The organism is Myroides pelagicus (assembly GCF_009711055.1).
GTDB classification, from domain to species: domain Bacteria; phylum Bacteroidota; class Bacteroidia; order Flavobacteriales; family Flavobacteriaceae; genus Flavobacterium; species Flavobacterium pelagicum.
In genome coordinates, this window is sequence record NZ_WMJY01000027.1 from 1 (window position 1) to 25,805 (window position 25,805).

Sequence of the window (25,805 nt, forward strand, 5' to 3'; positions counted from 1 at the left end):
ATGACTAATGTTGCATTTATAACTTGAATTCACGATTTAATACCTCAACCATCCAATTATATAACTAGTAGTACATGGATTAAAAGGTATAATTAATAGCACGAATTACATTCATTATTTCCTGGATTAAGGACTCTATATCAACTTAGTTCACTTGACTCAATATGTTAGACAACTACAAACTGGCTAGTTATCAATAAACAAAAAAGAAAACGCCTTATCGAAATGATAAGGCGTTTTATACTAATAATAAATCTTAAGCTTATGCGTACATGCTAGCTCTTAACTCTTTTACTTTTGGATCATCTAAATAATCATCGAAAGTCATATAGCGATCAATAACTCCATTAGGTGTCAACTCTAAAATTCTAGTCCCAACAGTCTGAGCAAATTCATGGTCATGTGTTGTTAACAAAATTGTTCCTTTAAAATTTTTCAATGTATTATTGAATGCTGTAATTGACTCTAAGTCCAAGTGGTTTGTTGGTTCATCTAACATTAACACATTAGCACGCACCATCATCATACGTGATAACATACAACGTACTTTTTCTCCTCCAGACAATACACGTCCTGTTTTTAACGCCTCTTCACCTGAGAAAATCATTTTTCCTAAGAAACCACGTACATACACCTCATCACGTTCTTCTTCAGTCTTTGCCCACTGACGTAACCAATCAACTAAAGTTAAATCATTTTCAAAAAACTCATGGTTTTCTACAGGTAAATATGATTGAGAAGTTGTAATTCCCCATTCAAACTTACCTCCATCTGCAATTCTATTTCCATTTAATATTTCGTAAAAAGCCGTTGTAGCACGAGAGTCTTTAGAGATAACAACTAACTTATCTCCTTTTGCCATATTTAAGTTTACATCTTTGAATAGAATATCCCCATCAATTGAAGCAGACAATCCTTCAATATTTAATATTTGATCACCAGCTTCTCTATCTTGATCAAAAATAATAGCTGGATAACGTCTAGAAGATGGTTTAATATCATCTAGTTTTAATTTATCAATCATTTTTTTACGTGATGTTGCTTGTTTAGACTTTGCAACGTTCGCGCTAAAACGACGAATAAACTCTTCTAATTCAGCTTTTTTCTCCTCTGCTTTCTTATTCTGCTGAGCTCTTTGTTTTGCAGCTAATTGACTTGATTCATACCAGAAAGTATAGTTACCTGAATAGTGATTAATCTTTCCGAAGTCAATATCTGATACATGCGTACATACTGCATCTAAGAAGTGTCTGTCGTGAGATACAACCAATACAGTGTTTTCATAATTAGCCAAGAAGTTCTCTAACCAAGCGATAGTTTCAAAGTCAAGGTCATTAGTAGGCTCATCCATGATTAATACATCTGGATTACCAAACAAAGCCTGTGCTAATAAAACACGTACTTTTAATTTAGCATCCATTTCCAACATAGGTGTATAGTGGAAGTCCTCACTAATTCCCAAGTTAGATAATAGAGTAGCTGCATCTGATTCAGCATTCCAACCTCCCATTTCATCAAACCTAATCTGAAGTTCACCTATACGATCCGCATTCTCGTCTGTATAGTTAAGATATAATTCATCCATCTCTTTCTTAACCTCATACAAAACCTTATTCCCCATCATTACTGTTTCTAACACAGTATATTCGTCGAACATGTTATGGTTCTGATTAAGAACAGACATACGTTTACCAGGCTCCAATGATACATGTCCTGAAGTAGGATCTATCTCCCCTGATAATATTTTTAAAAATGTGGACTTACCTGCCCCATTCGCACCGATAATTCCATAGCAGTTACCTTGTGTAAAGGTTACGTTTACCTCATCAAATAAAACTCTTTTACCAAACTGAACGGACAGATTCGAAACTGTTAACATGATTATCTCTTGTTTTAAATTGTCCACAAAATTAATAATTTTATTGAATAAACATGAACTCTTCGCTACGAATACTTTTTAACAGCTTATTAACGATAATTACCATGTTATAAACTTACTTTTGTTACTGCACTAACTTTAGAAAAACCCAAAAAACAGGCTTTTTTTAATCACAATGAATATTCAATCTATAGATAAACAACTACTTCTACCTATACTAATTCTTTTCACTTTAGCTTCTTGCTCCAAGAAGTTTGAAGAGAGTGACTATAGTGCTTACTTTCAAGGTGAGATATTTAATCCTAATAGTGATTACGTACTCTTCTGTAAGGATAATAATGTACTAGACACCTTGTATCTAGATAAAAACAATAAATTCTTTCATCATTTTGACTCCATTACTCCAGGAATGTATATTTACAGACATAAACCTGAATATCAATATATTTATATTGATAAAAATGACAGTCTTAATGTACGATTAAACACCAAGGATTTTGACCATTCAGTAACCTTTTCAGGTAGAGGTGCTGAAAAAAACAACTTCTTGATGGCATTAAACATGAAGAATCTAGTAGATGAAAATGCTAAATATGAGAACTACGATTTAGGGCCAAAAGACTTTTTGCGCAAACTAGATTCTACTCATGCAGCAAGAACTACCTATTACTTAAGAAGCAAAACAATGATTAACTGGTCAAATGATTTTGATTCATATGCCAAAGCTAAACTAGACTTGTATTTCTTTTCTCAAAAAGAAATATATCCTATAGCCCATTATATTAGAACAAAACAGGACATCCGTCAAGAGTTACCAAAGGATTACTATTCTTTCAGAAAGAAAGTGGACTATAATGATGAACGCATGATTAGCTTCTCTTCTTATACGCGATACTTGTCAATAATGCTTAACGCAACAACCAACGAAACAGAGATAGAATTTGATGCTGAAAACAAATTCGATAAAAATATCGAAAAATTAAACATTGTTGATACTCTCATTGCAAATAAGAAAGTTAAAAATGCTATTCTTGATAATATTGCTTTCGTTTATTTATTAGAAGATCAGAACTTAAACAATAATGACAAGTTTCTAGACAGATACTTTGAATTATCTACAGATAGTACACAGCATAGTGAGCTAATCAAAATTCAAGAGGCTGTTCAAAACCTAAAGTATGAAAAAAGGTTACCTAACGTACCTTTAGTTAATATTAAAGGTAAATCAATTCATATAAACAGAATTATTTCTAAACCTACACTAATGTTTGTTTGGACAAAGAATAGTTTAGGTCATGCTGATGGAGCTCATCGAAGAGCAATTCAGCTACTAGAAAATACTCCTGACGTACAAGTAATCTCTGTTTGTATTGATGGAGAGCACGAAGAGTGGGTCGATTTTGTTAATAAATACAATCACCCAAATCTAATTGAGTTAAGATGTACTGATTTCAATCAAATGAAAGATCAATGGATCATAACAAAAATCCAACGTAGTTTTGTATTAAATAGTGATGGTACCATTCGAAATGCATTTGTAAATATATTTGATAAAAATATTGATCATTTACTACTAACAAAAGAGGAAGAATAACGGACTTGTTATTCTTCCTCTTTTGTTATAGTTAACTGTAAACTTATATTATACTTACATCAAAGGCTTTCCTTTGAACTCCCTAAAGTATGTAATCTTACTCAAAAACATTGCTGCCATACGCTCAGCTCTCCACTTCGCTTCATCTGCTTTCACTCCTTGATATAGCTCATCTACTGTTGCGTTAAACAATGCTTTCCAAGTTTCGAAATGCTCACTGTCTACTGCTAATTGAGCATGTGGAGGAAACGGTCTTCCTTGATAAGTATATTCATCTAATAGTATTGTTTCCCAAAACTTATACATCTTTTCTAAGTGTTCAGGCCATCTACCAGCTAACTTCTCGTTAAAGATTGGACCGATTAACTCATCGTCTTGTACTCTTCCATAAAACGTATCAACTAACAACTTGATATCTTCTAAACTTTCTATATCTGTTTTCATCTTAAAATGCTTAATTTTACAAAAATTGTCCCTATTGAAAAAACTTGCTAAGAACAAATTATGATTACAATTTCTATTTTAGGAGCAGGTAAGGTAGCTCATCATCTTATTCTAAATATTTTAGAACAAGACAACCTAAAACTACAACAAGTTTACTCCAGACACAAAAACAAAGTTACGGACTTAGTCACTGACAATCAAATTATAACTGATCTAAACCTTTTAGAACCTGCAGATATTTTCATTATTGCAGTAAGTGACGATGCTATTGCAGAAGTATCTAAATCAGTTGTATTGAACAACGCTTTTATTGTTCACACCTCTGGAACACAACCTATTGATGAAATACAGAACACTAACCGTAAAGGTGTACTTTATATGCTTCAAACTTTTTCATATGACAAAGAAGTCAACTTTAATAAAGTTCCCTTTTGCCTAGAAGCCTCTAATACAGAAGACTTCAAACTACTAGATACTATTGCTATTTGCTTTACTGAAAAAGTGTTCAAAATATCTTCAGAACAACGAAAAGTGATTCACCTTTCCGCTGTATTTGTAAATAACTTCACTAATCACCTATGCTCATTAGCAGAAGAAATTTGCAAGGAAAATTCTGTCCCTTTTGACATACTAAAACCACTAATTGTTGAAACTGCTGATAAACTTCAGGTATTATCCCCAAAAGATGCCCAAACAGGTCCTGCGATAAGAGGTGATGTAAAGACTATTGAGCGTCACTTAGAAATGTTGAAAGATTCCAACAAAAAAGAAATATATCAAATCATTACGAATTCAATAATTAATAAATAATGTCAAAACACTTTAAAATAATCATGAACGACATCACTACATTTATATTTGATGTAGATGGTGTATTAACTGATGGAACTGTACACGTAAGCCAAGAAGGTGAATTATTAAGAGCTATGAATATAAGAGATGGCTATGCGATTAAAGCTGCTGTAGAAAATGGATATAACGTTTTTATCATCTCTGGTGGTAGTAACGATGGTGTTCGCAAACGCTTTGAAAATTTAGGAGTTAAAGAAATCCATTTAGGGGTTAGTAATAAAGTAGCTGTTTATAACCAATTAATAAGCAAATATAACCTCGATGCTGAGCAAGTACTCTATATGGGGGACGATATCCCTGACTATCACGTGATGCAGTTAGTCGCTCTTCCTACTTGCCCACAAGATGCTGTACCTGAAATCAAGAAAATAGCTAAATATACTTCTCATGTAAATGGAGGTAGAGGTGCTGTACGCGATGTAATTGAACAAATCATGAAAACACAGCAAAAGTGGTTTCAACACTTTGACGCTAAATACGATTAATAATTAATACGCTTTACATGTTAGCGAATATATTTAAAGATTATCAACTAATCCTAGGTTCTAAATCTCCTAGACGCAAACAATACTTAGAAGACCTTAAACTTCCTTTTACAGTTAGAGCTTCTGATATTGATGAATCGTATCCTGAACATTTAACACGAGAGGAAATTACAGATTTTATTGCTTTAGCAAAAGCCGAGGCTATTCCTTTACAAAGCAGTAATGAAATTATCATTACGAGTGATACCACAGTATGGAATAACAATACTTCCTTAGGAAAGCCTATTAATCGAGAAGAGGCTTTTGAAATGATTAAAGGGCTATGTGGTAAAAAACACGAAGTGATTACTTCAGTTTGTTTGCGAAGTGAAGAAAAAACAAAACTATTTAACTGTATCACTACTGTTGAGTTTATTTCACTTACAGATGAAATGATTATCCATTATATCGATAATTATAAACCTTATGACAAAGCTGGGGCTTATGGTATTCAAGAATGGATTGGCTTAGTAGGAATTTCAAGTATTGAAGGTTCATACACCAATATTGTGGGGCTACCAACCACTGAATTAGTACAAGAATTATTAGCTTTTATACAACACTAATGTTACAGATCTATTATCCTAAAATAGTTATTACTATTGCTATTATCATTTTATACATCCCATGTAGAAAACTGACTTCTTATATCATTCGTTCTTTTTCTAACAAAGAAAAACGAAAAGACAATAGAGTTATTCTAGTTATTAGATTATTCAATATGTTGTTGATTATGTTATTTGCTATACTTATTCTTACGGTATGGGGAGTAGAACCAGAAAACTTTATGCTAACACTTACCTCTGTTTTTACTGTAATAGGTGTAGCAATGTTTGCACAGTGGTCTTTATTAAGTAATATCACTGCTGGTATTATGCTTTTCTTTTCTTTTCCATTTCGAATAGGTGATGTCATCAAAATACAAGACAAAGACTTCCCTACTGAAGGTACTATTATAGATATAAAAGCCTTTTGTACCATAATCTTATCTAATGAAAATGAAACTATCTCCTACCCGAATAGTTTACTTCTGCAAAAAGGAATTGTCATTGTCAAAAAAGCAGAGGACGAAATTATAAGCTAATATAAATATTGGCACAGTAATTGAATACTACTTATTGGTTTTATTAGTCAAATGGTAGTGATTAAAGGCTAGCTATTCGATACAATCTATAACTAGCCTTTTTATAATTAAGCTTTTTCATAATTATTTTATATTTATACTTTTAAAATAGTTTACTATTTTAATAAAAACGCGAGACTTCAGTTCAAGTCTCGCGTTTTCTTTTATTACTTTTTTCAGTACAATAAACTTTCATTCCTAGAATACTAGACAATATTAAAGTCGTGCTGTCAAATAATTATAATCTTTAAGTACAACTTGTATAAACCCTTGATCAGTAAAATTATAGGTCTCTACTCCCATCACCCCTTTTACCTTATCTACAAGTTGTTGTAGCAACTTAGCATCTCTTTTTTCTAAATATCTACGATAAGTCTCTTTGATTATACGCACGTCATTATCACTTAGATTCAATACCTGTTTATAAATAGGTTCATAGCTGTCTTCAACCTCTTGAAATATAGTCGCAGATAAATTGATACGGTCTTTAAATGAAATAACAGCTGTTCCTGCTAGCATATCTCCTATACGCTGCTGTTTCTTAGTCGAGGAAATAGAAATTAGTCCGATAAGCGCACTTAGCATATAAACATCTACAAGATTCATTATCCAACGAATTGTATAATCCAATATTGTTGCTTGATACCCATCAATCTTAATTACTCTTATCTTCATTATTTTTTTTCCAGGTGTAAATCCTTGTAAAATACTCTCAAAAAAAACAGAGTAAAAAATAACGGGGAGAAAAAATAAAATACCAATTGCTCCTCGAGACCAACTATCCTCAAACCCTGATAATATGTTTGAAGAGTCTAAAAAATTCCCTACAATTAGTATGTAACAAAACTTGAATGTACTATCCAAAAGAAATGCAAGCATTCGCTGACCTACTGCTGCATTTTTAAACTCTAATTGTATGTGTTGTGTTGTATTTATTGTTAAATTAGCCATAAATTTTCAAAACTTTCACTTCATGCGCGAAGTTGCTTTTATAAAACAAAATAAGACCCAATGGTTAGCATTTGAACAGGTTATCTATTCAAATCAATATCAAAAGCCTGATTATTTAGCCGATATGTACATTCAGATCATGAATGATTTAGCATATGCTCAGACCTTTTATCCAAAAAGTAAAGTTACACAATATCTTAACAATTTAGCAGTACAAACCTATCAAAAAATTTATAAAACGAAACGAATTGAAGAAAATAGAATCGTACACTTCTTTAAAACAGAGGTTCCATTGACTATTTATGAGTATAGAAATTATTTAAAATTTGCCGTTTTAGCCTTTACTATCTTAACAGCTATTGGTGTAATTTCTACACATTACGATATGAACTTTACTCGTACGGTATTGGGAGATTCTTATGTAAATATGACCTTGGACAACATCAAGAATGACGATGTCATGGGGGTATATAAGTCGGGTAGTAATTGGGGAAGTTTCATAGGTATCACATTCAACAATCTCTATGTAGGCTTACGCTTCTTTGTCTTTGGTATTTTTGCAGGAATAGGTACTCTTGTTTTCCTTTTTTATAATGCAATTATGATTGGAACTTTTCAATACATGTTCATCCAACAAAATGCATTCATGGATAGCTTTAGAGGAATATGGTTACATGGAGCTATGGAAATTACAGCTATGATCCTAGAAGCCTTTGCTGGTTTCGTCTTTGGAGCTGGATTATTATTTCCTAAAACATTCTCACGTATAAACTCTTTCAAAATAAGTTTTAAAGCTGGACTAAAAATATTTATAGCGACAATCCCTTTTACCATCGCCGCAGGGTTCATTGAAGGCTTCATTACCAGATACGCCAAAGAAATGCCTGATGTACTTAACTATCTTATCATATTTGGTACATTAGGTCTTATCATCTACTATTTCTTCATCTATCCCTTTGTGATACATAAAAAAATGGTAGCAATTAAATAAACTCTGATTTTATTATCAATAAGTAAATATATTCTATTACCTATTAGAACCCTAATTATCAATGCGTATTTACAAAACATATAACAACCTCATCTTACTTGTTTTCCTATTATCTGCACCTTTTGCATTCAGTCAACAAGAAGTAATCATAAAAAAGAAAGATACTACCTACGTATCTCCTATACAGGTAGATCATAATTCCTCCTTGGAGGTGTCTAAGTTCAAATCAAATTTCAAAAGGAAGTACTTAAATGATGCTGATTTTGATTATAGTAAAGATGACTCTACTAAGGAAGATAACTTTATTCAAAGGCTATTAAAATCTATTGACGAATTTTTTGCTCGATTATTTAGACCGATGGATATTAGCTACGAAACAATCAATACCACAGGAAAAATCTTAAGAGTATTAGGGATCTTTTTCTTCCTATTGATCATCTATTATGTCGTTAGAGCATTTATACAAAAAGATATTTATTGGGGATTCAAACGTAAATCCAAAAACATCAACATAATGCTAGAACAAGCAGAAAATGATATTGTAAATACCGATTTTTCTGCTTTAGTTCAAAAAATGACTCAACAAAATGAATACCGTATTTGTATTCGCTTTTACTACCTATGGCTATTACAACAATTACAAGAGAAGAAAATAATTGAATGGCATATAGAAAAAACAAATACAGATTATTATAATGAAATAAAAGATACCAGTACAAAAGAGCAGTTTCAATACCTATCTTATTTATACAACCATATCTGGTATGGAGAACATAAAATTACCAAAGAAGAATTTATGAAAGCAAAAAATGCTTTTGATCAAACTTTAAAAACCAACTAATCATGGATAATTCATTAAAAAAAATCCTATTAGCTTTTGGTTTGTTAATAGTTGTTATTTTTATCTTCCAAAAAAATAAAAGAGAGCCTATCAATTGGAACGAATCATATAGTATCTCTGATAAAAACCCTTATGGTCTATATATTTTAGATCAAGAAATAGACTATCTGTTCAAAAACAAAAACATTGAACATACTGGTCCTAATTTATATGATTTCATAAGTGATTATTTAGATTATTCTGATGAAGTTAAAGCTTCTCAAACGGAACATGCTCAAGAGAAGGATGTATCTAATGAATATGAATCGGAATATATTCAGTCATGGGATTACCGTAATTTCAAAGAGGACTTCCTGAATAAAACGTCCATAATTAGTATCCAAAACCAATCATATATGGATACTTACTTATTGGCTAATATTATGGAATACGTTGCTAACGGAAATACTATAGTCATGTTTGAAACTTTACAAGATTATTACGATGAAGAAAATTTTCAATTACCGATTAAAGCAAACTACTATCCAAATTCATCAACTAAATCTATTTCACTGACCAATAATACAATAACAAAACAACGCTTTGCAATTGAAAATCTAAACAATCAATATTTCACAGTTAGTGACTCAATCGTTAATAAGGTAAGAGTACTAGGGTATAAATACTTTGACGATGGAGTAAAACTCCCTAATCTTATTGAATATAAATATGGAAAAGGAAAGCTGATTCTAGGAACTGATCCTATTATCTTTACAAACTACAACCTATTAAAAAGCAACAACCATCTTTATATAGAAGGCGTACTCTCCTACTTACCTAGTGAAAATTACACCTATTTCATGACCGACAAAGATTATGATAATTTATACGGAGAGAAAGATCAACCCTTACTTAGTTTTATCTTAAAAAATGAAGAGCTTCGATGGGCTTGGTATTTTTGCTTCATTACTTTAGGTCTTTTCGTTTTGTTTACAGTCAAACGTAAACAGCGAATAATACCTATTATTTCACCACTAACTAATACAACTATCGAATTTACCAAGACTGTATCTAGTCTATATATTCAAAACAAGGACTATTCAGATGCAATGCACAAAAGTATCATCTACACCTTAGAAAAGCTCCGTAGACTATATTGGATTGATACCTCTCAACTCGATGACAAATTTGTAGAAAGCATGCATATCAAAACCAATAAAAACAAAGAAGATATCATTGCATATGTTAACTTCGTCAATGCCTTTAAAAATGCTAAGCACCCTGCGGGAGAAGGTGACTTAATTAGACTAAATAACTTAACAGATAAAATAATTGACTAAATAAAAATACTATGGAAAATACAAATCAAAATACTGATAACATTCAATTCGAATCAAGAATAGACCTTCACTTACTATCACAACGTATAAGCGAAATAAAACGTGAAGTCGCTAAAGTCATCGTTGGTCAAGATAAAACAATCAATCAAATTCTTGCTGCCTTATTAGCGAATGGACATATATTACTAGAAGGAGTCCCTGGTGTAGCGAAAACCCTTTCGGCTAAATTAATCTCACAAACAATCGATATGGGGTTCAGCCGTATACAATTTACACCAGACTTAATGCCTTCTGATATTTTGGGAACGTCTGTATTCAACTTACAAAACAATACATTCGAATTCAAAAAAGGACCTATCTTTTCAAATATGATATTAATTGACGAGATTAACCGTGCTCCTGCCAAAACACAAGCTGCCTTATTCGAAGTAATGGAAGAAAGACAAATCACAATTGATGGGCATACTTACACCATGCAAGCTCCTTTCTTAGTAATTGCTACACAAAACCCTATCGAACAGGAAGGTACCTACCGATTACCTGAAGCTCAACTTGACCGTTTCTTATTCAAGATTAATATTGACTACCCAAATTTAGAAGAAGAAATCGAAATTATTCAGAAAGAGCATCAATTACTTCACCAAACTAAACTTGAAAAAATCAATAAAGTAATTACTCCTGAAGAGTTAATCAACTTGCAGAAAGTTGTAAAAGAAATTATTATTGAGAAAAATTTAATAGAATACATTGCTAAAATTGTAGCTAATACACGTACAAATCCGTTGCTTTATTTAGGAGCTTCACCACGTGCATCAATTGCTATTCTTAATGCTTCAAAAGCTTTCGCTGCTATTAACGGAAGAGACTTTGTCACACCAGAAGATATCAAGGAGGCTGTTTTCCCTGTATTGCAACACAGAGTTATTGTATCTCCAGAAAGAGAAATGGAGGGAATGACAACAAAAGACATCATCCTTCAAATCATTGAATCTATTGATATTCCAAGATAACTAAACACCTATTTATGTTTAATATATTCAACCAGCTATACCTATTAAATAGAGTTTACATAGGCTTAGGAGGTATCATCATTCTATTCATACTATCTTTTTTCGTACCCAATCTTTTTAGCTTGGTATGGATTGTTTTATGGATATTTTTAATTGTTATCCTAGCGGATATTTTTGCTTTATTTGCCGGTAAGAATCAAATTATTGCGACGAGAAATCTCCCAGAAAAACTTTCTAATGGAGACGATAACACTGTTCTTATCTCTATTGAAAACAATTATTCATTCACTATCAACTGTCAAATTATTGACGAGATACCTTTTCAATTTCAAAAAAGAGATTTTTCATTTATAGAAAGCCTAAAATCTAAATCTTCTAAGAATTTTGAATATCAACTACGACCAACCAAAAGAGGGGTATATCAATTCGGTAAACTAAACCTATATATTAATTCTCCTTTAAAATTAGTAGCAAAGCGATATTCCTTTTCTGACAAAGATAATTTAGCTTGTTATCCTTCTTTTATCCAAATGAAGAAATACGACTTAATTGCCTTTTCAAAAAACAAGTTTGCCTTTGGTCTAAAGAAGTTACGAAAAATTGGACAAACTACAGAGTTTGAACAAATCAAAGAGTATGTCATTGGTGATGATTTACGGACAATTAACTGGAAAGCTACTGCCAAACAAAACAATCTAATGGTCAATCAATACTTAGACGAAAACACAGAAAACGTCTATTGTATTATTGACAAAGGCAGAAACATGCAAATGCCTTTCAATGGAATGACATTACTTGACTACGCTATCAATTCTACTTTAGCTATATCGAATGTGGTCATCAAGAAAAATGACCGCGTAGGAATGATGACTTTCTCAAACAAAGTAGACAACCATATTGCTGCTAATAATAAAAAGACTCACCTACATCAAATCATTGAATCACTCTATAGTGTAACCACTAACTTTTCAGAAAGTGACTTTGGTATTGCTTATAACCAGATTAAACGCCATATCACCCACAGAAGTTTAATCATCTTATATACCAACTTTGAGTCTATGTCTAATCTCAATAGACAACTCAAATACTTAAGAGCTATTGCTAAAAATCACTTGTTATTAGTCGTCTTTTTCGAAAATACAGAGTTAAGCAAACTAGCTGATAAAAAAGCTCAGAATACAGATGAAATTTTTGATAAAATTATTGCAGAAAAATTTAACTTTGAAAAACGATTAATCGTTAATGAATTAACTAAATATGGTATCTTGTCAGTACTAACAAAACCAGAAGATTTATCGATTAACACCATTAATAAATATTTAGAAATCAAGGCAAAAGGAACCTTATAAGACAATGATTAAAAGAATAGAAAGTCCTCAGAACAGCTTTATTAAAAGTATAATACAATTACAAGAAAAATCAAGAAACAGACGTCAATCTGGTACTTTTGTAATTGAAGGACTTCGTGAAATAGAATTAGCAATCAAAGGAGGATACCAATTAACGACCCTGCTATATCAGACAGATATAATCTCAAAGGACCAGCTAGCCCCTCACCTATCGCATAAGACAGAACTTATCGAAATATCTAAAGAGGTCTATCAAAAATTAGCCTATAGAGATACAACTGAAGGAGTACTTGCTATCGCAGAAACAAAATCATTAAACTTAGAGGATTTAAAACTGTCTGACACCCCTATTATCCTAGTAGCAGAAGCTACAGAAAAGCCAGGAAATATAGGAGCTATCTTACGTACAGCAGATGCTGCTAATATAGACGCTGTTATCATTGCTAATCCAAAAAGTGATTTGTACAATCCTAATGTAATCCGATCTAGTGTAGGTTGCGTCTTTACCAATCAAATCGCTATGGCTAGTACGGAAGAAACAATTGAATATCTCAAAGCAAAAAATATTAATATCTATTGTGCGACTTTACAAGATTCTACGAGCTACCACACGAGAGACTATACCCAGCCAACAGCTTTTGTTGTCGGTACGGAAGCAACAGGCCTAACACAACCTTGGAGAAATGCTAGCACAAAGAACATCATCATTCCTATGAGTGGAGTTATTGACTCAATGAATGTTTCTGTTGCCGCTTCCATTCTTCTTTTTGAAGCCAAAAGACAAAGAGATTTTAAATAGAAAGTCCATGTTTCTTATTATAAGCCTCAAGTAAATGGATTACTTGAGGTATTTTTTTTCCTTCTTTTAACATTCTTATCGCTTTGATACTAAGATGCGTGCAGTTTGCTTGAGGTATGCTTGAGGTATGCTTGAGGTATTCTTCGCAAAAAAAACTTCTGGGGCAAGTAAACCTAACGTTTACTGCAACAAATCCGCTATAATCAGCAAGCCAACGCTATCCAAATGAGGAATACCCCAAAAATGCAACTCTAAAGGACAGAATAAGATTGAAAAAAAATCAATCAAATAAGCAGATTCTCCACAAGTAATTTAAAAAAATACTCACTTCAACGAACAGACAATCAACATTTACTAATAATTAAATACCAAACTTAAATATTTTACACGATTATTATTCGTAAACAAATGATTTTTTTTCATATATTTAGTATAGATAATAGATTGATATAAGAGATTATTTTTTTTATGACAGAGGCAGAAATCGAATTAGAAAACAAAGCAATTGCAAAAGAGTATAAAGAGTTACTAAAAATAAGTTACCAAACGCTGAATGATGACGATAAAAAACTGATTCGCAAAGCATTTGATGTAGCTGTAGAAGCTCATAAAGACCAAAGACGAAAATCGGGAGAAGCGTACATCTTCCACCCTATTGCTGTGGCTAAAATTGTAGCTTCCGAAATCGGACTTGGAGCAACTTCTATTGCTTCGGCTTTAATGCATGATGTAGTTGAAGATACTGATATTACAGTAAAGCAGATAGAAGAATGGTTCAATCCTAAAATAGCTAAAATTGTCGAAGGTTTGACTAAAATGGCAACTTTAGAACCAGATCCACATATCTCAATGCAAGCGGAAAACTATCGTAAAATGTTATTAACATTAAACGATGATGTACGTGTAATCTTAATCAAAATAGCTGACCGTCTACACAATATGCAGACGATGGAAAGTATGGTAGATTACAAGCAAGCTAAGATTGCTTCAGAAACTTTGTACATCTATGCCCCATTAGCTCATCGATTGGGTCTATTTAACATCAAAACAAAACTTGAAGATCTAGGGTTAAAATATACAGAACCGAGAATTTACAAGGATATTGTAAATAGAATGCAGGAGTCCGAAGATGAACAAAAAGCTTATATCAAAACTGTATCAGACATTCTAAAAGAGTCTCTAGATGAAGAGCAAATCAGTTACTCGATGAAAGGACGACCTAAATCGATCTATTCAATTCGCCGTAAAATGAAGGCTCAGAATGTAACCTTTGACGAAGTATATGACAAATTTGCACTGCGAATAATCTATAATTCCACACCACACGAAGAAAAGTTCTTAGCCTGGAAAATATACTCTATAGTGACAGACCACTTCCGCCCTAGTCCAAACAGACTAAGAGATTGGATTTCGTCACCTAAATCGACTGGGTATGAGGCACTACACATCACTGTGATGGGACCAAAAGGTAGATGGGTCGAAATACAAATCCGAAGTGAGCGAATGGACGAGATCGCCGAAAAAGGTTATGCTGCTCATTACAAATACAAACAAGGAGTAACAGAAGAAAACAGCTTAGATAGATGGCTTAATCAATTAAAAGAAGCACTTGAAAACTCTGAGACAGACGCTGTTGATTTTGTTGAAGATTTCAAACTAAGTCTATATGCCAAGGAAATTTATATATTTACCCCTAAAGGTGAGATTAAATCCTTGCCAAAAGGAGCAACTGCCTTAGACTTTGCTTTCTCTATTCACTCAGAGCTAGGTCTGCGCACTAGAGGAACAAGAGTAAACGGTAAACTTGTACCACTGAACCATGTATTATCAAGTGGTGATCAGGTCGAAGTAATAACCTCTGAAACCAAGAAACCAAGTGTCAGTTGGCTAGACTATGTCACTACCTCAAGAGCAAAAAACAAAATCAAAAGTGCTTTAAATGAGGACACCAAAAAAATAGCAGATGACGGTAAAGAGCAACTGCAACGCAAGTTAAAACACTTAAAAGTCAATTTAGATGAAAAAGTGATTAATGAAATGGTTGTACACTTTAAACTAAAAACAAGTCAAGATCTATTCTATCGTATAGGTGCTGGTGTAATTGACAATGCACAATTAAAAGAATTTGCTTCAAATAGAAACAATACACTGTTTAACTTCTTCAAGAAGACAATTAAACGTGCACCATCTATTCCTACAATGAACACTGAGGCGAGTGATGCGAAGATTCCAGATCTGTTAGTCTTTGGAAAAGACAAAGAAAAACTGGATTACAAACTAGCTTCATGTTGTAACCCTATTGCAGGAGATGATGTTTTTGGTTTTATCACAATTAATGAAGGAATCAAGGTACATCGTACAGATTGTCCAAATGCAATAAGCATGCGATCAAACTATGCATACCGTATATTAATAGCCCAGTGGGTAGATTCTTCAAAAGCAGCTAATTTTGAAGCTACAATTAACATTACAGGACTAGATTCGGCAGGACTTACATCAGAGATTACTAAAATCATTATGGAGAGTAAAGTAAGTAATATTCGAAGCATTTCATTAAGTGAAGATGCTGGTATATTCAAAGGTGCTATAACTGTAATTGTACCAAACAATGACATTTTGAAAAAAATGATTCAAAACATTAAGAAAATAGAAGGAATCGAAAAGGTAAGTAGAATTAACCCTAATTAGTCAATACTAACGCTAATTAGGAGTTCATTATAGAAAATAATCTAATTCAACACCACTCTATTTACCTTGTTATAAATAATAATTATTGCTTAATAAGTGTTCAGTATGTAGTTTTATATGATTAAAATAAAAATAGCTATATATTTGCATCTAAGTTATTTTTGATATGGGAAGTGAAAAAAATCAAGAAATAGTTAAAAACGTATTTACAAAGTTCTTAGAAGATAAAGGACATCGCAAAACTCCTGAGAGATTTGCCATACTACAAGAAATTTACGATAGTGAAGAACATTTTGATATCGAATCATTGTACATCAAAATGAAAAATAAAAACTACCGTGTAAGTAGAGCTACGCTGTATAATACAATTGAGATTCTGTTGGAATGTGGATTAGTAAGACGTCATCAGTTTGGACAAAACCAAGCACATTATGAGAAGTCTTATTTTGACAAACAACACGATCACATCATTATTACAGACACAGGAGAAGTAGTAGAATTTTGTGATCCACGAATTCAAACTATTAAAAAGACAATAGAAGATATTTTTAATATCGATATTCATAACCATTCTCTATATTTCTATGGTACAAGAAGAAAGCCAGAAGAAGGTTCTGAAAACGAAAGCAACTAATTATTAGAACATTTAACAACACAAACAATGACTGTAGATTTACTACTAGGCCTACAATGGGGTGATGAAGGAAAAGGTAAAATCGTAGACGTTTTAACCTCTAAGTATGATATCATCGCGCGTTTTCAAGGTGGACCAAATGCTGGACACACTTTGGAATTTGACGGAATTAAACACGTTTTAAGAACGATTCCTTCAGGAATTTTCCACAAAAACGCAATAAACATAATTGGAAACGGAGTAGTTATAGACCCTGTTGTTTTTATCAAAGAAATTGAAGGTTTAGAGAAATTCAATATTGATATTTATAACCGCTTACTTATATCTAGAAAAGCACACTTAATTTTACCAACACACAGATTATTAGATGCAGCATCTGAAGCAGCTAAAGGTAAAGCGAAAATTGGTTCTACCCTTAAAGGTATCGGTCCAACTTATATGGACAAGACAGGTAGAAATGGATTGCGCGTTGGTGATATTGAACTAGCAGATTTCGCTGAACGCTACCGTACGTTAGCAGATAAGCACGAAGCAATGATTAAATTCCACGATGTGGATCTTCAATACAACCTAAAAGAATTAGAAGAAGAATTCTTCGCTTCTGTAGAACAGTTGAAAAAACTAACTTTTATCGATAGTGAGCACTATATCACTACGGCACTAAAAGAAGGAAAATCAATTCTAGCAGAGGGAGCTCAGGGGTCTTTATTAGATATTGACTTTGGAACATATCCATTCGTTACTTCTTCTAATACTACTGCAGCTGGAGCTTGTACAGGTTTAGGAGTACCTCCAAATAAAGTAAAAAACGTATTTGGTATCTTCAAAGCATATACAACACGTGTAGGTAGTGGACCATTCCCTACAGAATTGCACGATGAAGTTGGTGCTACTATGGCAAATGTAGGACGTGAATTTGGTTCAGTTACAGGAAGAGCTAGACGTTGTGGTTGGTTAGACCTTGTAGCGCTTAAATATGCGGTAGAAGTAAATGGTGTGACAGAATTATACATGATGAAAGGTGATGTATTATCAGGATTTGACACTTTAAAAGTTTGTACAAAATACAAATACAACGGTGAAGAAATTAATCACTTACCATTCAACATTGAACCAGAAAACGTAGAGCCAGTATATGTTGAGAAAAAAGGTTGGAATGCAGACTTAACAGGAATGACTTCTTATGAGGAACTACCTGTAGAATTAAAAGAGTACATCGAGTTTATTGAGAAAGAACTAGAAGTACCTGTAAAAATAGTTTCTGTAGGTCCAGATAGAACACAGACTATCGCAAAATAATCAAAATATCTAAAAACACTTCTTCGGAAGTGTTTTTTGCTTTATATAGGTAACTTATAATTTATTCACAACTAAAATCTTTGTTCATATTTTTTACTTAAATTTGAAAAAAAATTAAGACTTGAGAGCACTACCTATATCATTTATACTTTTACTCTTCACTATACTAAGTTTTAGCCAAACGCCTAATAAGGATAAGATTATTATTCACCATGCAGATCGCTCTGATATTAATGAAGAATTATTGCCAAATGCCGTAATTCTAACAGGGAATATATTGGCTGAGCACGATGGTATGACCATGCAGTGTAATAAAGCATATTACTTTAGAAATGAAGAATACCTTAAATTATTCGGTAATGTACATATAGTACAACAAGACACGTTATCATTAGATAGTAAATATGCCGAGTACAATGCTCTTAATGGTTTTGCTTATGCTCAGGGAGATGTAGAACTTCGTTCACCAGACTCTACCCTATCAACTGATACTCTTAAATTTGATAGAAACCAAAACCTAGTGTATTATGATAACTACGCTAAAATCACCAATAAAGGAAACATCTTAGAAAGTGACAAAGGAAAATATTATAGTCAAGAAAAGAAATTTCAATTTACGAACGCTGTCAAAATAACAACAGAAAATGAGACAATCGTAAAATCTAACCACTTAGACTATTATGAAGTTCCTGAACATGCTTATGTTTACGGACCTTCTACCATTACAAATAAAGAAGATTTCATCTATACAGAAAATGGGTTCTATGATGTAAACCAAGATATAGGCAAACTATTAAAGAACTCATACATTTGGTATGATCAACGAAAACTAGAAGCAGATTCCATTTATTATTCTAAGCTTAAAGACTTTGCCTCTGCTTCCTACAATGTGACTATCACAGATACGATAAACAAAGCGATTATCACTAGTCACTATGCAGAAATGCACAAGAGTAAAGACTCGATTTATATCACTAAAAAACCTCTAGTCAAAAAAGAGAATGAATTAAACGATACCGTGTATTTACATGCTAAAATAATAACTTTAACAGGTAAAGAAAAGCAACGTGTCATCAAAGCTTACAAAGGAGCTAGAATATTACGAGATAGTCTAAGTGGTAAAGCTGATTCAATACACACAAGTGAACAAACAGGATTGACTCAAATGATTGGCAGACCAATTCTATGGAATGGAGAAAGCCAGTTATCCGGAAAATTAATGCACTTAATAAGTGATATCGAAACAGAGAAGATGGACTCTTTAAAGGTGCTAGAAGACGCTTTTGTCATTGAGAGAGATACTGTTGGCACAGGATATAACCAAATAAAAGGAGTAAATCTATACGGAAAGTTTAAAGACAATAAAATCAGTGAAATTGATGTCATCAAAAATGCTGAAATTGTCTATTATATGTACAATGAAAAGAATGAATTTATCGGAATAGATAAAGGAATTTGTAGTCACATCAATGTAACTTTTGAAGATAATAAAATAGCAACAGCATCAAGATTAGTTGCTCCGACGAGCACCCTATACCCAGATGACTATTTGCCTGAGAATGCCCGTAAATTACGTGGTTTTGAATATCGTGGAGAAGAGCGAATTAATGGATTAAAAGATATCTTCCCTCAAGAAGAACTAGATGAAGAAAAACTAATCCTAGAAGAAATCAAGAAAAAACAACACCAATTCAACGCACCAATAGAAGTTCAAAAAGAAACTATAGAAGCAGAATCTACGGGTGATAATTTACTAAAAGATAATAATTCTCATAAGACTGAACAACAAAAAAATATCAGACAACCTAACACTTCAATCTCACGCAATCAACAAAGACAAGAGCGCGTAAAGAAAAGTCAAGAAACCATTGAAGTCGTTAAGTAAGTAGGTTATTAATACAATACGAAATGAAAACTGATTTTTTAAAATATCAAGCACAGACTTCCCCTAATCCAATAGGAATGCAAGTATCACATGCAAAGGGAACTTATATATACGACATAAATAACAAGCCGTACCTTGATTTTGTAGCAGGAGTATCTGCATGTACATTAGGACATCAGCACCCTAAAGTAAATCAAGCCATCAAAGATCAATTGGACAAGTATTCACATGTAATGGTCTATGGCGAATATATACAAGATCCTGCAGTCGAGTTTTGTAAACTACTAGCAGAAAATATACCCGCTCCATTAAACAAAACTTACTTAGTAAACTCAGGAACAGAAGCAACAGAAGGAGCTTTAAAATTAGCAAAACGAGTTACAGGTAGAAGTCAGTTAATCTCGTGCTTTAATGCTTATCATGGCAATACGATGGGGTCAATGAGCGTGATGGGATTTGAAGAACGAAAAAGAGCCTTCAGACCTTTATTACCAGACGTTGATTTCATTCACTTTAACAATGTTGAAGACTTGCAAAAAATAACAACCAAAACAGCTGGAATTATATTAGAAACAATACAAGGGGGTGCAGGTTTTGTAGAGCCTTTCGATGGTTTTTTGAAAAAAGTAAAACAGCGATGTGAAGAAGTAGGCGCTCTAATGATAGTTGATGAAATACAACCTGGCTTTGGGAGAACCGGTAAGCTATTTGGTTTTCAAAACTACGATGTTGTACCAGACATTATAGTTATGGGAAAAGGAATGGGTGGAGGGATGCCTGTAGGAGCATTTACTGCTAGTGATGAACACATGAACCAATTATATAACAACCCAAAATTTGGTCATATCACAACATTTGGAGGACATCCAGTGATCGCTGCAGCAAGTTTAGCTACCCTTAAGGAATTAGTTGAAACAGACCTAATGGAACAAACACTTGTAAAAGAAAAGTTATTCCGTAAACTCTTAGTTCACCCATTAATTACTGAAATTAGAGGAAGAGGGTTAATGCTTGCCCCAATGACCCCAAATGCAGACATCACTAATCGAGTGATAATAAAATGTCAAGAAAAAGGAGTTATTTTGTTCTGGCTATTATTTGAAGGAAAAGCTATTAGAATTACCCCTCCCCTAACAATAAGTGAAGCAGAGATAGAAGAAGGTTGCGCTATGATAATAGAAGCGCTAAATGAAGTACAACAAGAATTAGGGCTTTAAAACCTAATTCACATACAAATTATACAAATAATATAAACATGCATTTAGATAACGAAGAGGAAGAATATAAATTAACACTATCTCGTTTTGAATCAATGTTGAAAACGAATAAGGTATTATTCTTTGACTCAGAAGAATTTGAAAATATCATTCTTCATTATTTAGATTCAGGTAAGCTAACTTTAGCTAAAAAAGCCTTGAAGTTAGCCTTAGAACAGCATCCAAATTCTACTAATTTAAAACTAGTAGAAGTAGAATTATTAGTATTCCAGAATAAACTAGAAGCAGCAGATAGATTACTTGATCAAATAGAAGAAGTAGATCCTTCCAATGATGAAGTACATATTCAAAGAGCAACTGTCTACTCTAAAAAAGGGAATCATCAAGATGCAGTTACCTCTTTACTGAAGGCATTGACCTTAACAGAAGATCTAGCAGATGTGCACTCACTACTAGGTATGGAGTACCTATTACTTGACGAAATAGAACTAGCAAAAGATAGCTTTATCAATTGCCTAGAGAATGACGAAGAAGATCAATCAGCACTATATAATGTAATCTATTGTTTTGACTTTTTATCAGAACACAACGAGGCAATTGACTTTTTAACAAGTTATATTGATAAAAAGCCTTATAGTGAGATTGCATGGCATCAATTAGGAAGACAGTATTATACCCTAAAAAACTATACAAAAGCAGTTTGGGCGTTTGATTATGCTACATTAATTGACGATCAATTCTTAGGTGCGTATTTAGAAAAAGGTAAGTCACTAGAAAAGCTTAAAAAATATAAAGAAGCTATCGAAAACTATGTAATCACACTCGAGCTTGACGACCCTACTTCTTATGTTCTATTGCGTATAGGTATTTGTTATGAGGTGATAAACAATTTCCCTCAAGCGATGGAGTACTACAAAAGAGCTGTACACGAAGACCCTTTACTTGATAAAGGTTGGCTAGCATTAACCGATATTTCAATCAAAGAACAACAATACGAAAAAGCTTTAATATACCTTCATAAAGCAATAAGTATAGATGAATTTAATGATCGATACTGGCTAAGATATGCTGTCTTAAACAAAACCTTGTTAAACTTTAAGGAGGCAGAAAAAGGATATCAAAAAGCAGCAGAATTAGGCAATAATATAATAGAACATTGGATTGGTTGGGCAGATACGTTATACGTATTGGGACAATATGATGATGCTATTCTAAAACTTTTACAAGCAATCAGTTTTGATAGTGAGAATGCCGATGTACTATATCGATTAGCTGTATTATACATTACAATAAATGAATTTGAACAAGGAACGAAATATTTAGAACAAGCCTTACACAAAGATTTTGACAAGAAAGAAATCATCAAATCATTCTTTCCAATACATTGGGAAAATCCATTTATTCAAAATACGATTAAAAACTTTAATTAATTCATATTTCAGAAAAGCTACTCACAACTATTGAGTAGCTTTTTTTTGTTTAAAAAATTTAAAATAAATGATTAACTATGCATTTACAAATGCATAAATAAAAGAACTTATAAATCAAATGATAAAGAGATACGGATTAATTGGAAAAAATATAGACTACTCATTTTCAAGAAACTATTTTGCTAAAAAATTTAAAAAGAATACCCTTACAAATTGTAGCTATGAAAATTTTGATATTAGCGATATAAACGAATTCAAAACAGTCATAGATAAACAAAAATCTTTATCAGGATTTAATGTGACAATCCCTTATAAAGAAGAAATCATCCCTTTATTAGACAACCTTTCAAAAACGGCAAAAAAAATAGGGGCAGTAAACACTATTCGCTTTACTAAAAAAGGAAAACTAAAAGGGTATAACACCGATTGGTACGGTTTCTATCACTCACTACAACCTATTGCAAAATTTCATCACAAACGTGCACTTATACTAGGGACAGGTGGAGCTAGTAAAGCAGTAAAATTTGCACTTGAAAAAATGAAAATAAAATATAAAGTAGTTAGCAGAGAGAAAACATCGCAAACAATAACCTATGATGAAATCACTGCTGATCTGATGCAGAAGTACACTATCATTATTAATACAACACCTTTAGGAACCTATCCGAATATAGAAAATAAACCCGATTTAGATTACAGCCTATTCAGCCCGAAACACATTGCTTTTGATCTTATTTACAATCCAGAGGAAACAACGTTTATTAAATTAGCAAAAGAACAGGGTGCCGTAACTAAGAATGGATATGAAATGCTCGTATTACAAGCTGAGAAAGCTTGGAAAATATGGAATAGATAACAGAAAGGCACTTCTCGATTTCACATACTTTAAAAACAACTCACTATACACATTAAGAGGAATTGCCTAATTTTCAATGTTTTTTGATTTTTTTTTACTAAATTTGAGAGTAAGCATTATAATTAATTCATTGTTAAACTTTAAACAACTTAATTATGTTAAATCAAGAGACTGATAACCTGCATAAGCCAGCAGATGGACAATCACAGGAATCACAAATTAATATGGTTGTCCCAACGGATAAAGAAAAGGCTATAGATTCCATTAATGCTTCTAACGCAGAAGAAAGTGAAAATCATGAAGGACATGATCACAATCATATTCCATTAGAAGACTATGACTCTTTTGACCTAGAACACCTAACTAAAGAGCTTCACAAGTTAACTAGACTTCACAAAATAAGTGAAATAAAAGATCACGTAGAAGAGATTAAAAAAGTCTTTACACGTAAGTACAAAGACTTAATAGATGAAAAGAAAGAAATATTCTTTGAGGAGAATCCAGATGCAAATGATACAGAATTTGAATTCAATCTACCAATAAAAACAGAATTCGAAGAATACTATAATGTTTACAGAGATAAGAAAAACTCTTTCTTTAAAGACCAACAGAATAAATTAAATACCAATTATAAAAAGCGCTTAGACATTATCGAAAGTATTAAAGCTATAATTGATGACAATGATGGTATAAACGATGCTTTAAAACAATTAAATGACCTGCGCGACGAATGGAAAAATGCAGGAGCTATTCCAAGAGACAAATACAATCACGTTTGGAATAACTATCATTTCCAAATAGAGCGTTTCTATGATCAACTACATCTTGACAGAGAATCCAGAGACTTAGACTTTAAACACAATCTTGAACAAAAACAGAAGATTATTACTAGAGCAGAAGAATTGTTACAAGAAGAAGATACAATAAAAGCCTTTCGTGAGTTACAAACCTTACACCGTATTTGGAGAGAAGAAATAGGGCCTGTTGAGCGAGAATATAGAGAACAAATCTGGGAGCAATTTAGTGAAATCACTCGCCTACTTCATGAAAAAAGAGAGAATTTATTAGATAAACTGAGATTAGTAGAACGTCAAAACCTAGCTCAAAAGGTAGCAATTATAAGTGAGATAGATAAAATATCAAAACTAACAATCAATAACCATAACCAATGGCAAAAAGAGATTGCTAGAATCGAAGAACTTAGAAACAAATTTTTTGCTATAGGAAAAGTACCCAGTGAAAATAACGACGAAGTTTGGGATCTATTCAAGCTAGCAACTAGAAATTTTAATTCAAATAAAAACAAGTTCTATAAAACATTAAAAAAAGAACAACAAGATAATTACGCTAAGAAAGTCGCTCTTATTGAGAAAGCAAAACAATACAGAGACAGTGAAGATTTTGCTACGGCGACGCCTATTATGAAAAAAATCCAAAATGATTGGAAAGAAATAGGTCATGTTCCTCGTAAGTATTCGGATATTCTTTGGAAGGAATTTAGAGATACTTGTAATCATTATTTTGATCGTTTACACAGTATTCGAAACCAAGAAAACCAAGAAGAACTAGAAGCCTACGAACGCAAAAAAGAATATCTTGATTTAATGAAAACTTTCCAGTTATCTGGAGATCATAAAACAGATTTAGACGAAATCCGCAATCACATCAAGAATTGGAAGACGCTTGGGCGTATTCCACAAAACAAACGTTTTATAGAGGGTAAGTTTAATAAAGTGCTCGATCACCTATTTGATCAACTCAATATGAGTCGCAGAGAAACAGAGGCTGTAAAATTCAACAATAAACTTGAAGCAATCTTAGAGTCTAAAGACAAAAAGATGTTACAACAAGAAGCGAATTTTATTCAAAAGAAAGTCGATGAAGTGAACAATGATATTATACAGTTAGAAAACAATCTTGCTTATATTCAAAATCCTTCTGATAATAATAGCTTTGTAAAAGAAGTCAAAAAGAACATTGATAAACTTAAAGATGACTTAAGAATCTGGCAAGACAAACTTGATCAACTAAAAAACATCAATCAATAGTCTAAAACGTAATTACGTAACAAATTAAAAAGGGGCTATCTGCATACAGATAACCCCTTTTTAATATATAGA

The 25,805-nt window shown here is 32.6% G+C and carries 22 protein-coding genes; 19 read left to right on the forward strand and 3 right to left on the reverse strand.

Annotated elements, in window-relative coordinates; translation table 11 throughout:
- Window positions 1-262: 262 nt before the first annotated feature.
- The gene (locus tag GJV77_RS11160; RefSeq protein WP_155036470.1) at window positions 263-1,879 is read right to left on the reverse strand and encodes an ABC-F family ATP-binding cassette domain-containing protein; all 1,617 of its coding nucleotides are present in this window, start codon (window positions 1,877-1,879) and stop codon (window positions 263-265) included.
- Window positions 1,880-2,054: 175 nt separating this feature from the next.
- Between GJV77_RS11160 and GJV77_RS11165 the strand changes: the two genes are divergently transcribed.
- On the forward strand, window positions 2,055-3,473 hold the full coding sequence (locus tag GJV77_RS11165) for a TlpA family protein disulfide reductase (RefSeq protein WP_155036441.1): 1,419 nt from the start codon (window positions 2,055-2,057) through the stop codon (window positions 3,471-3,473).
- A 54-nt stretch (window positions 3,474-3,527) separates the two neighbouring features.
- Here GJV77_RS11165 and GJV77_RS11170 read toward each other — a convergent pair whose 3' ends face one another.
- Window positions 3,528-3,917 carry a group III truncated hemoglobin gene (locus GJV77_RS11170; protein ID WP_155036442.1) on the reverse strand — a complete coding sequence of 130 codons (390 nt, stop codon included), beginning with the start codon at window positions 3,915-3,917 and terminating at the stop codon, window positions 3,528-3,530.
- Window positions 3,918-3,977: 60 nt separating this feature from the next.
- On the opposite strand from GJV77_RS11170, the gene GJV77_RS11175 reads away from it, so the two are divergent.
- Genes GJV77_RS11175 through GJV77_RS11190 form a run of 4 tightly spaced genes read left to right on the forward strand, consistent with a single transcriptional unit; the run spans window position 3,978 to window position 6,377 of the window.
- On the forward strand, window positions 3,978-4,727 hold the full coding sequence (locus GJV77_RS11175; protein WP_155036443.1) for a Rossmann-like and DUF2520 domain-containing protein: 750 nt from the start codon (window positions 3,978-3,980) through the stop codon (window positions 4,725-4,727).
- On the forward strand, window positions 4,727-5,254 hold the full coding sequence (locus GJV77_RS11180) for a KdsC family phosphatase (RefSeq protein WP_155036444.1): 528 nt from the start codon (window positions 4,727-4,729) through the stop codon (window positions 5,252-5,254). Before GJV77_RS11175 ends, GJV77_RS11180 begins: the two co-directional genes overlap by 1 nt.
- Before the next feature lie 17 nt (window positions 5,255-5,271).
- A complete protein-coding gene (locus tag GJV77_RS11185) occupies window positions 5,272-5,859 on the forward strand; it encodes a Maf family nucleotide pyrophosphatase (RefSeq protein WP_155036445.1) in 588 nt (195 codons plus the stop codon).
- Complete coding sequence (locus GJV77_RS11190) at window positions 5,859-6,377, forward strand: mechanosensitive ion channel domain-containing protein (protein ID WP_155036446.1); 519 nt, start codon at window positions 5,859-5,861, stop codon at window positions 6,375-6,377. Before GJV77_RS11185 ends, GJV77_RS11190 begins: the two co-directional genes overlap by 1 nt.
- Before the next feature lie 255 nt (window positions 6,378-6,632).
- Here the strand turns inward: GJV77_RS11190 and GJV77_RS11195 are convergent, their stop codons facing one another.
- Window positions 6,633-7,367, reverse strand: a complete 735-nt coding sequence (locus GJV77_RS11195; RefSeq protein ID WP_155036447.1) for an RDD family protein — start codon at window positions 7,365-7,367, stop codon at window positions 6,633-6,635.
- Window positions 7,368-7,389: 22 nt separating this feature from the next.
- Between GJV77_RS11195 and GJV77_RS11200 the strand changes: the two genes are divergently transcribed.
- The 14 genes from GJV77_RS11200 to GJV77_RS11265 all read left to right on the forward strand — a co-directional run bounded on the left by GJV77_RS11200 (window position 7,390) and on the right by GJV77_RS11265 (window position 25,733).
- On the forward strand, window positions 7,390-8,358 hold the full coding sequence (locus GJV77_RS11200) for a stage II sporulation protein M (protein ID WP_155036448.1): 969 nt from the start codon (window positions 7,390-7,392) through the stop codon (window positions 8,356-8,358).
- A 61-nt stretch (window positions 8,359-8,419) separates the two neighbouring features.
- Window positions 8,420-9,199 (forward strand): DUF4129 domain-containing protein, encoded by a 780-nt coding sequence (locus tag GJV77_RS11205; protein WP_155036449.1) that lies wholly within the window; start codon window positions 8,420-8,422, stop codon window positions 9,197-9,199.
- A 2-nt stretch (window positions 9,200-9,201) separates the two neighbouring features.
- Complete coding sequence (locus tag GJV77_RS11210; RefSeq protein WP_155036450.1) at window positions 9,202-10,518, forward strand: hypothetical protein; 1,317 nt, start codon at window positions 9,202-9,204, stop codon at window positions 10,516-10,518.
- A gap of 11 nt (window positions 10,519-10,529) precedes the next feature.
- A complete protein-coding gene (locus GJV77_RS11215; protein ID WP_155036451.1) occupies window positions 10,530-11,528 on the forward strand; it encodes an AAA family ATPase in 999 nt (332 codons plus the stop codon).
- A 14-nt stretch (window positions 11,529-11,542) separates the two neighbouring features.
- A complete protein-coding gene (locus GJV77_RS11220) occupies window positions 11,543-12,877 on the forward strand; it encodes a DUF58 domain-containing protein (RefSeq protein WP_155036452.1) in 1,335 nt (444 codons plus the stop codon).
- 4 nt (window positions 12,878-12,881) lie between these two features.
- The gene (locus GJV77_RS11225) at window positions 12,882-13,676 is read left to right on the forward strand and encodes a TrmH family RNA methyltransferase (RefSeq protein ID WP_155036453.1); all 795 of its coding nucleotides are present in this window, start codon (window positions 12,882-12,884) and stop codon (window positions 13,674-13,676) included.
- 468 nt (window positions 13,677-14,144) lie between these two features.
- Entirely contained in the window at window positions 14,145-16,364 is a 2,220-nt protein-coding gene (locus GJV77_RS11230; RefSeq protein WP_155036454.1) for a RelA/SpoT family protein, read from the forward strand.
- A 166-nt stretch (window positions 16,365-16,530) separates the two neighbouring features.
- Entirely contained in the window at window positions 16,531-16,998 is a 468-nt protein-coding gene (locus tag GJV77_RS11235) for a Fur family transcriptional regulator (RefSeq protein WP_155036455.1), read from the forward strand.
- Window positions 16,999-17,025: 27 nt separating this feature from the next.
- Window positions 17,026-18,297, forward strand: a complete 1,272-nt coding sequence (locus GJV77_RS11240) for an adenylosuccinate synthase (RefSeq protein ID WP_155036456.1) — start codon at window positions 17,026-17,028, stop codon at window positions 18,295-18,297.
- Between the two features lie 121 nt (window positions 18,298-18,418).
- On the forward strand, window positions 18,419-20,182 hold the full coding sequence (locus GJV77_RS11245) for an OstA-like protein (protein WP_155036457.1): 1,764 nt from the start codon (window positions 18,419-18,421) through the stop codon (window positions 20,180-20,182).
- A 23-nt stretch (window positions 20,183-20,205) separates the two neighbouring features.
- On the forward strand, window positions 20,206-21,399 hold the full coding sequence (locus GJV77_RS11250) for an aspartate aminotransferase family protein (RefSeq protein ID WP_155036458.1): 1,194 nt from the start codon (window positions 20,206-20,208) through the stop codon (window positions 21,397-21,399).
- Window positions 21,400-21,437: 38 nt separating this feature from the next.
- Window positions 21,438-22,829: a tetratricopeptide repeat protein gene (locus GJV77_RS11255; RefSeq protein ID WP_155036459.1), complete on the forward strand. Its 1,392-nt coding sequence runs from the start codon at window positions 21,438-21,440 to the stop codon at window positions 22,827-22,829.
- 118 nt (window positions 22,830-22,947) lie between these two features.
- Window positions 22,948-23,685 carry a shikimate dehydrogenase family protein gene (locus tag GJV77_RS11260; protein WP_155036460.1) on the forward strand — a complete coding sequence of 246 codons (738 nt, stop codon included), beginning with the start codon at window positions 22,948-22,950 and terminating at the stop codon, window positions 23,683-23,685.
- Window positions 23,686-23,840: 155 nt separating this feature from the next.
- Window positions 23,841-25,733, forward strand: a complete 1,893-nt coding sequence (locus tag GJV77_RS11265) for a DUF349 domain-containing protein (protein ID WP_155036461.1) — start codon at window positions 23,841-23,843, stop codon at window positions 25,731-25,733.
- The last annotated feature ends 72 nt before the right edge of the window (window positions 25,734-25,805 follow it).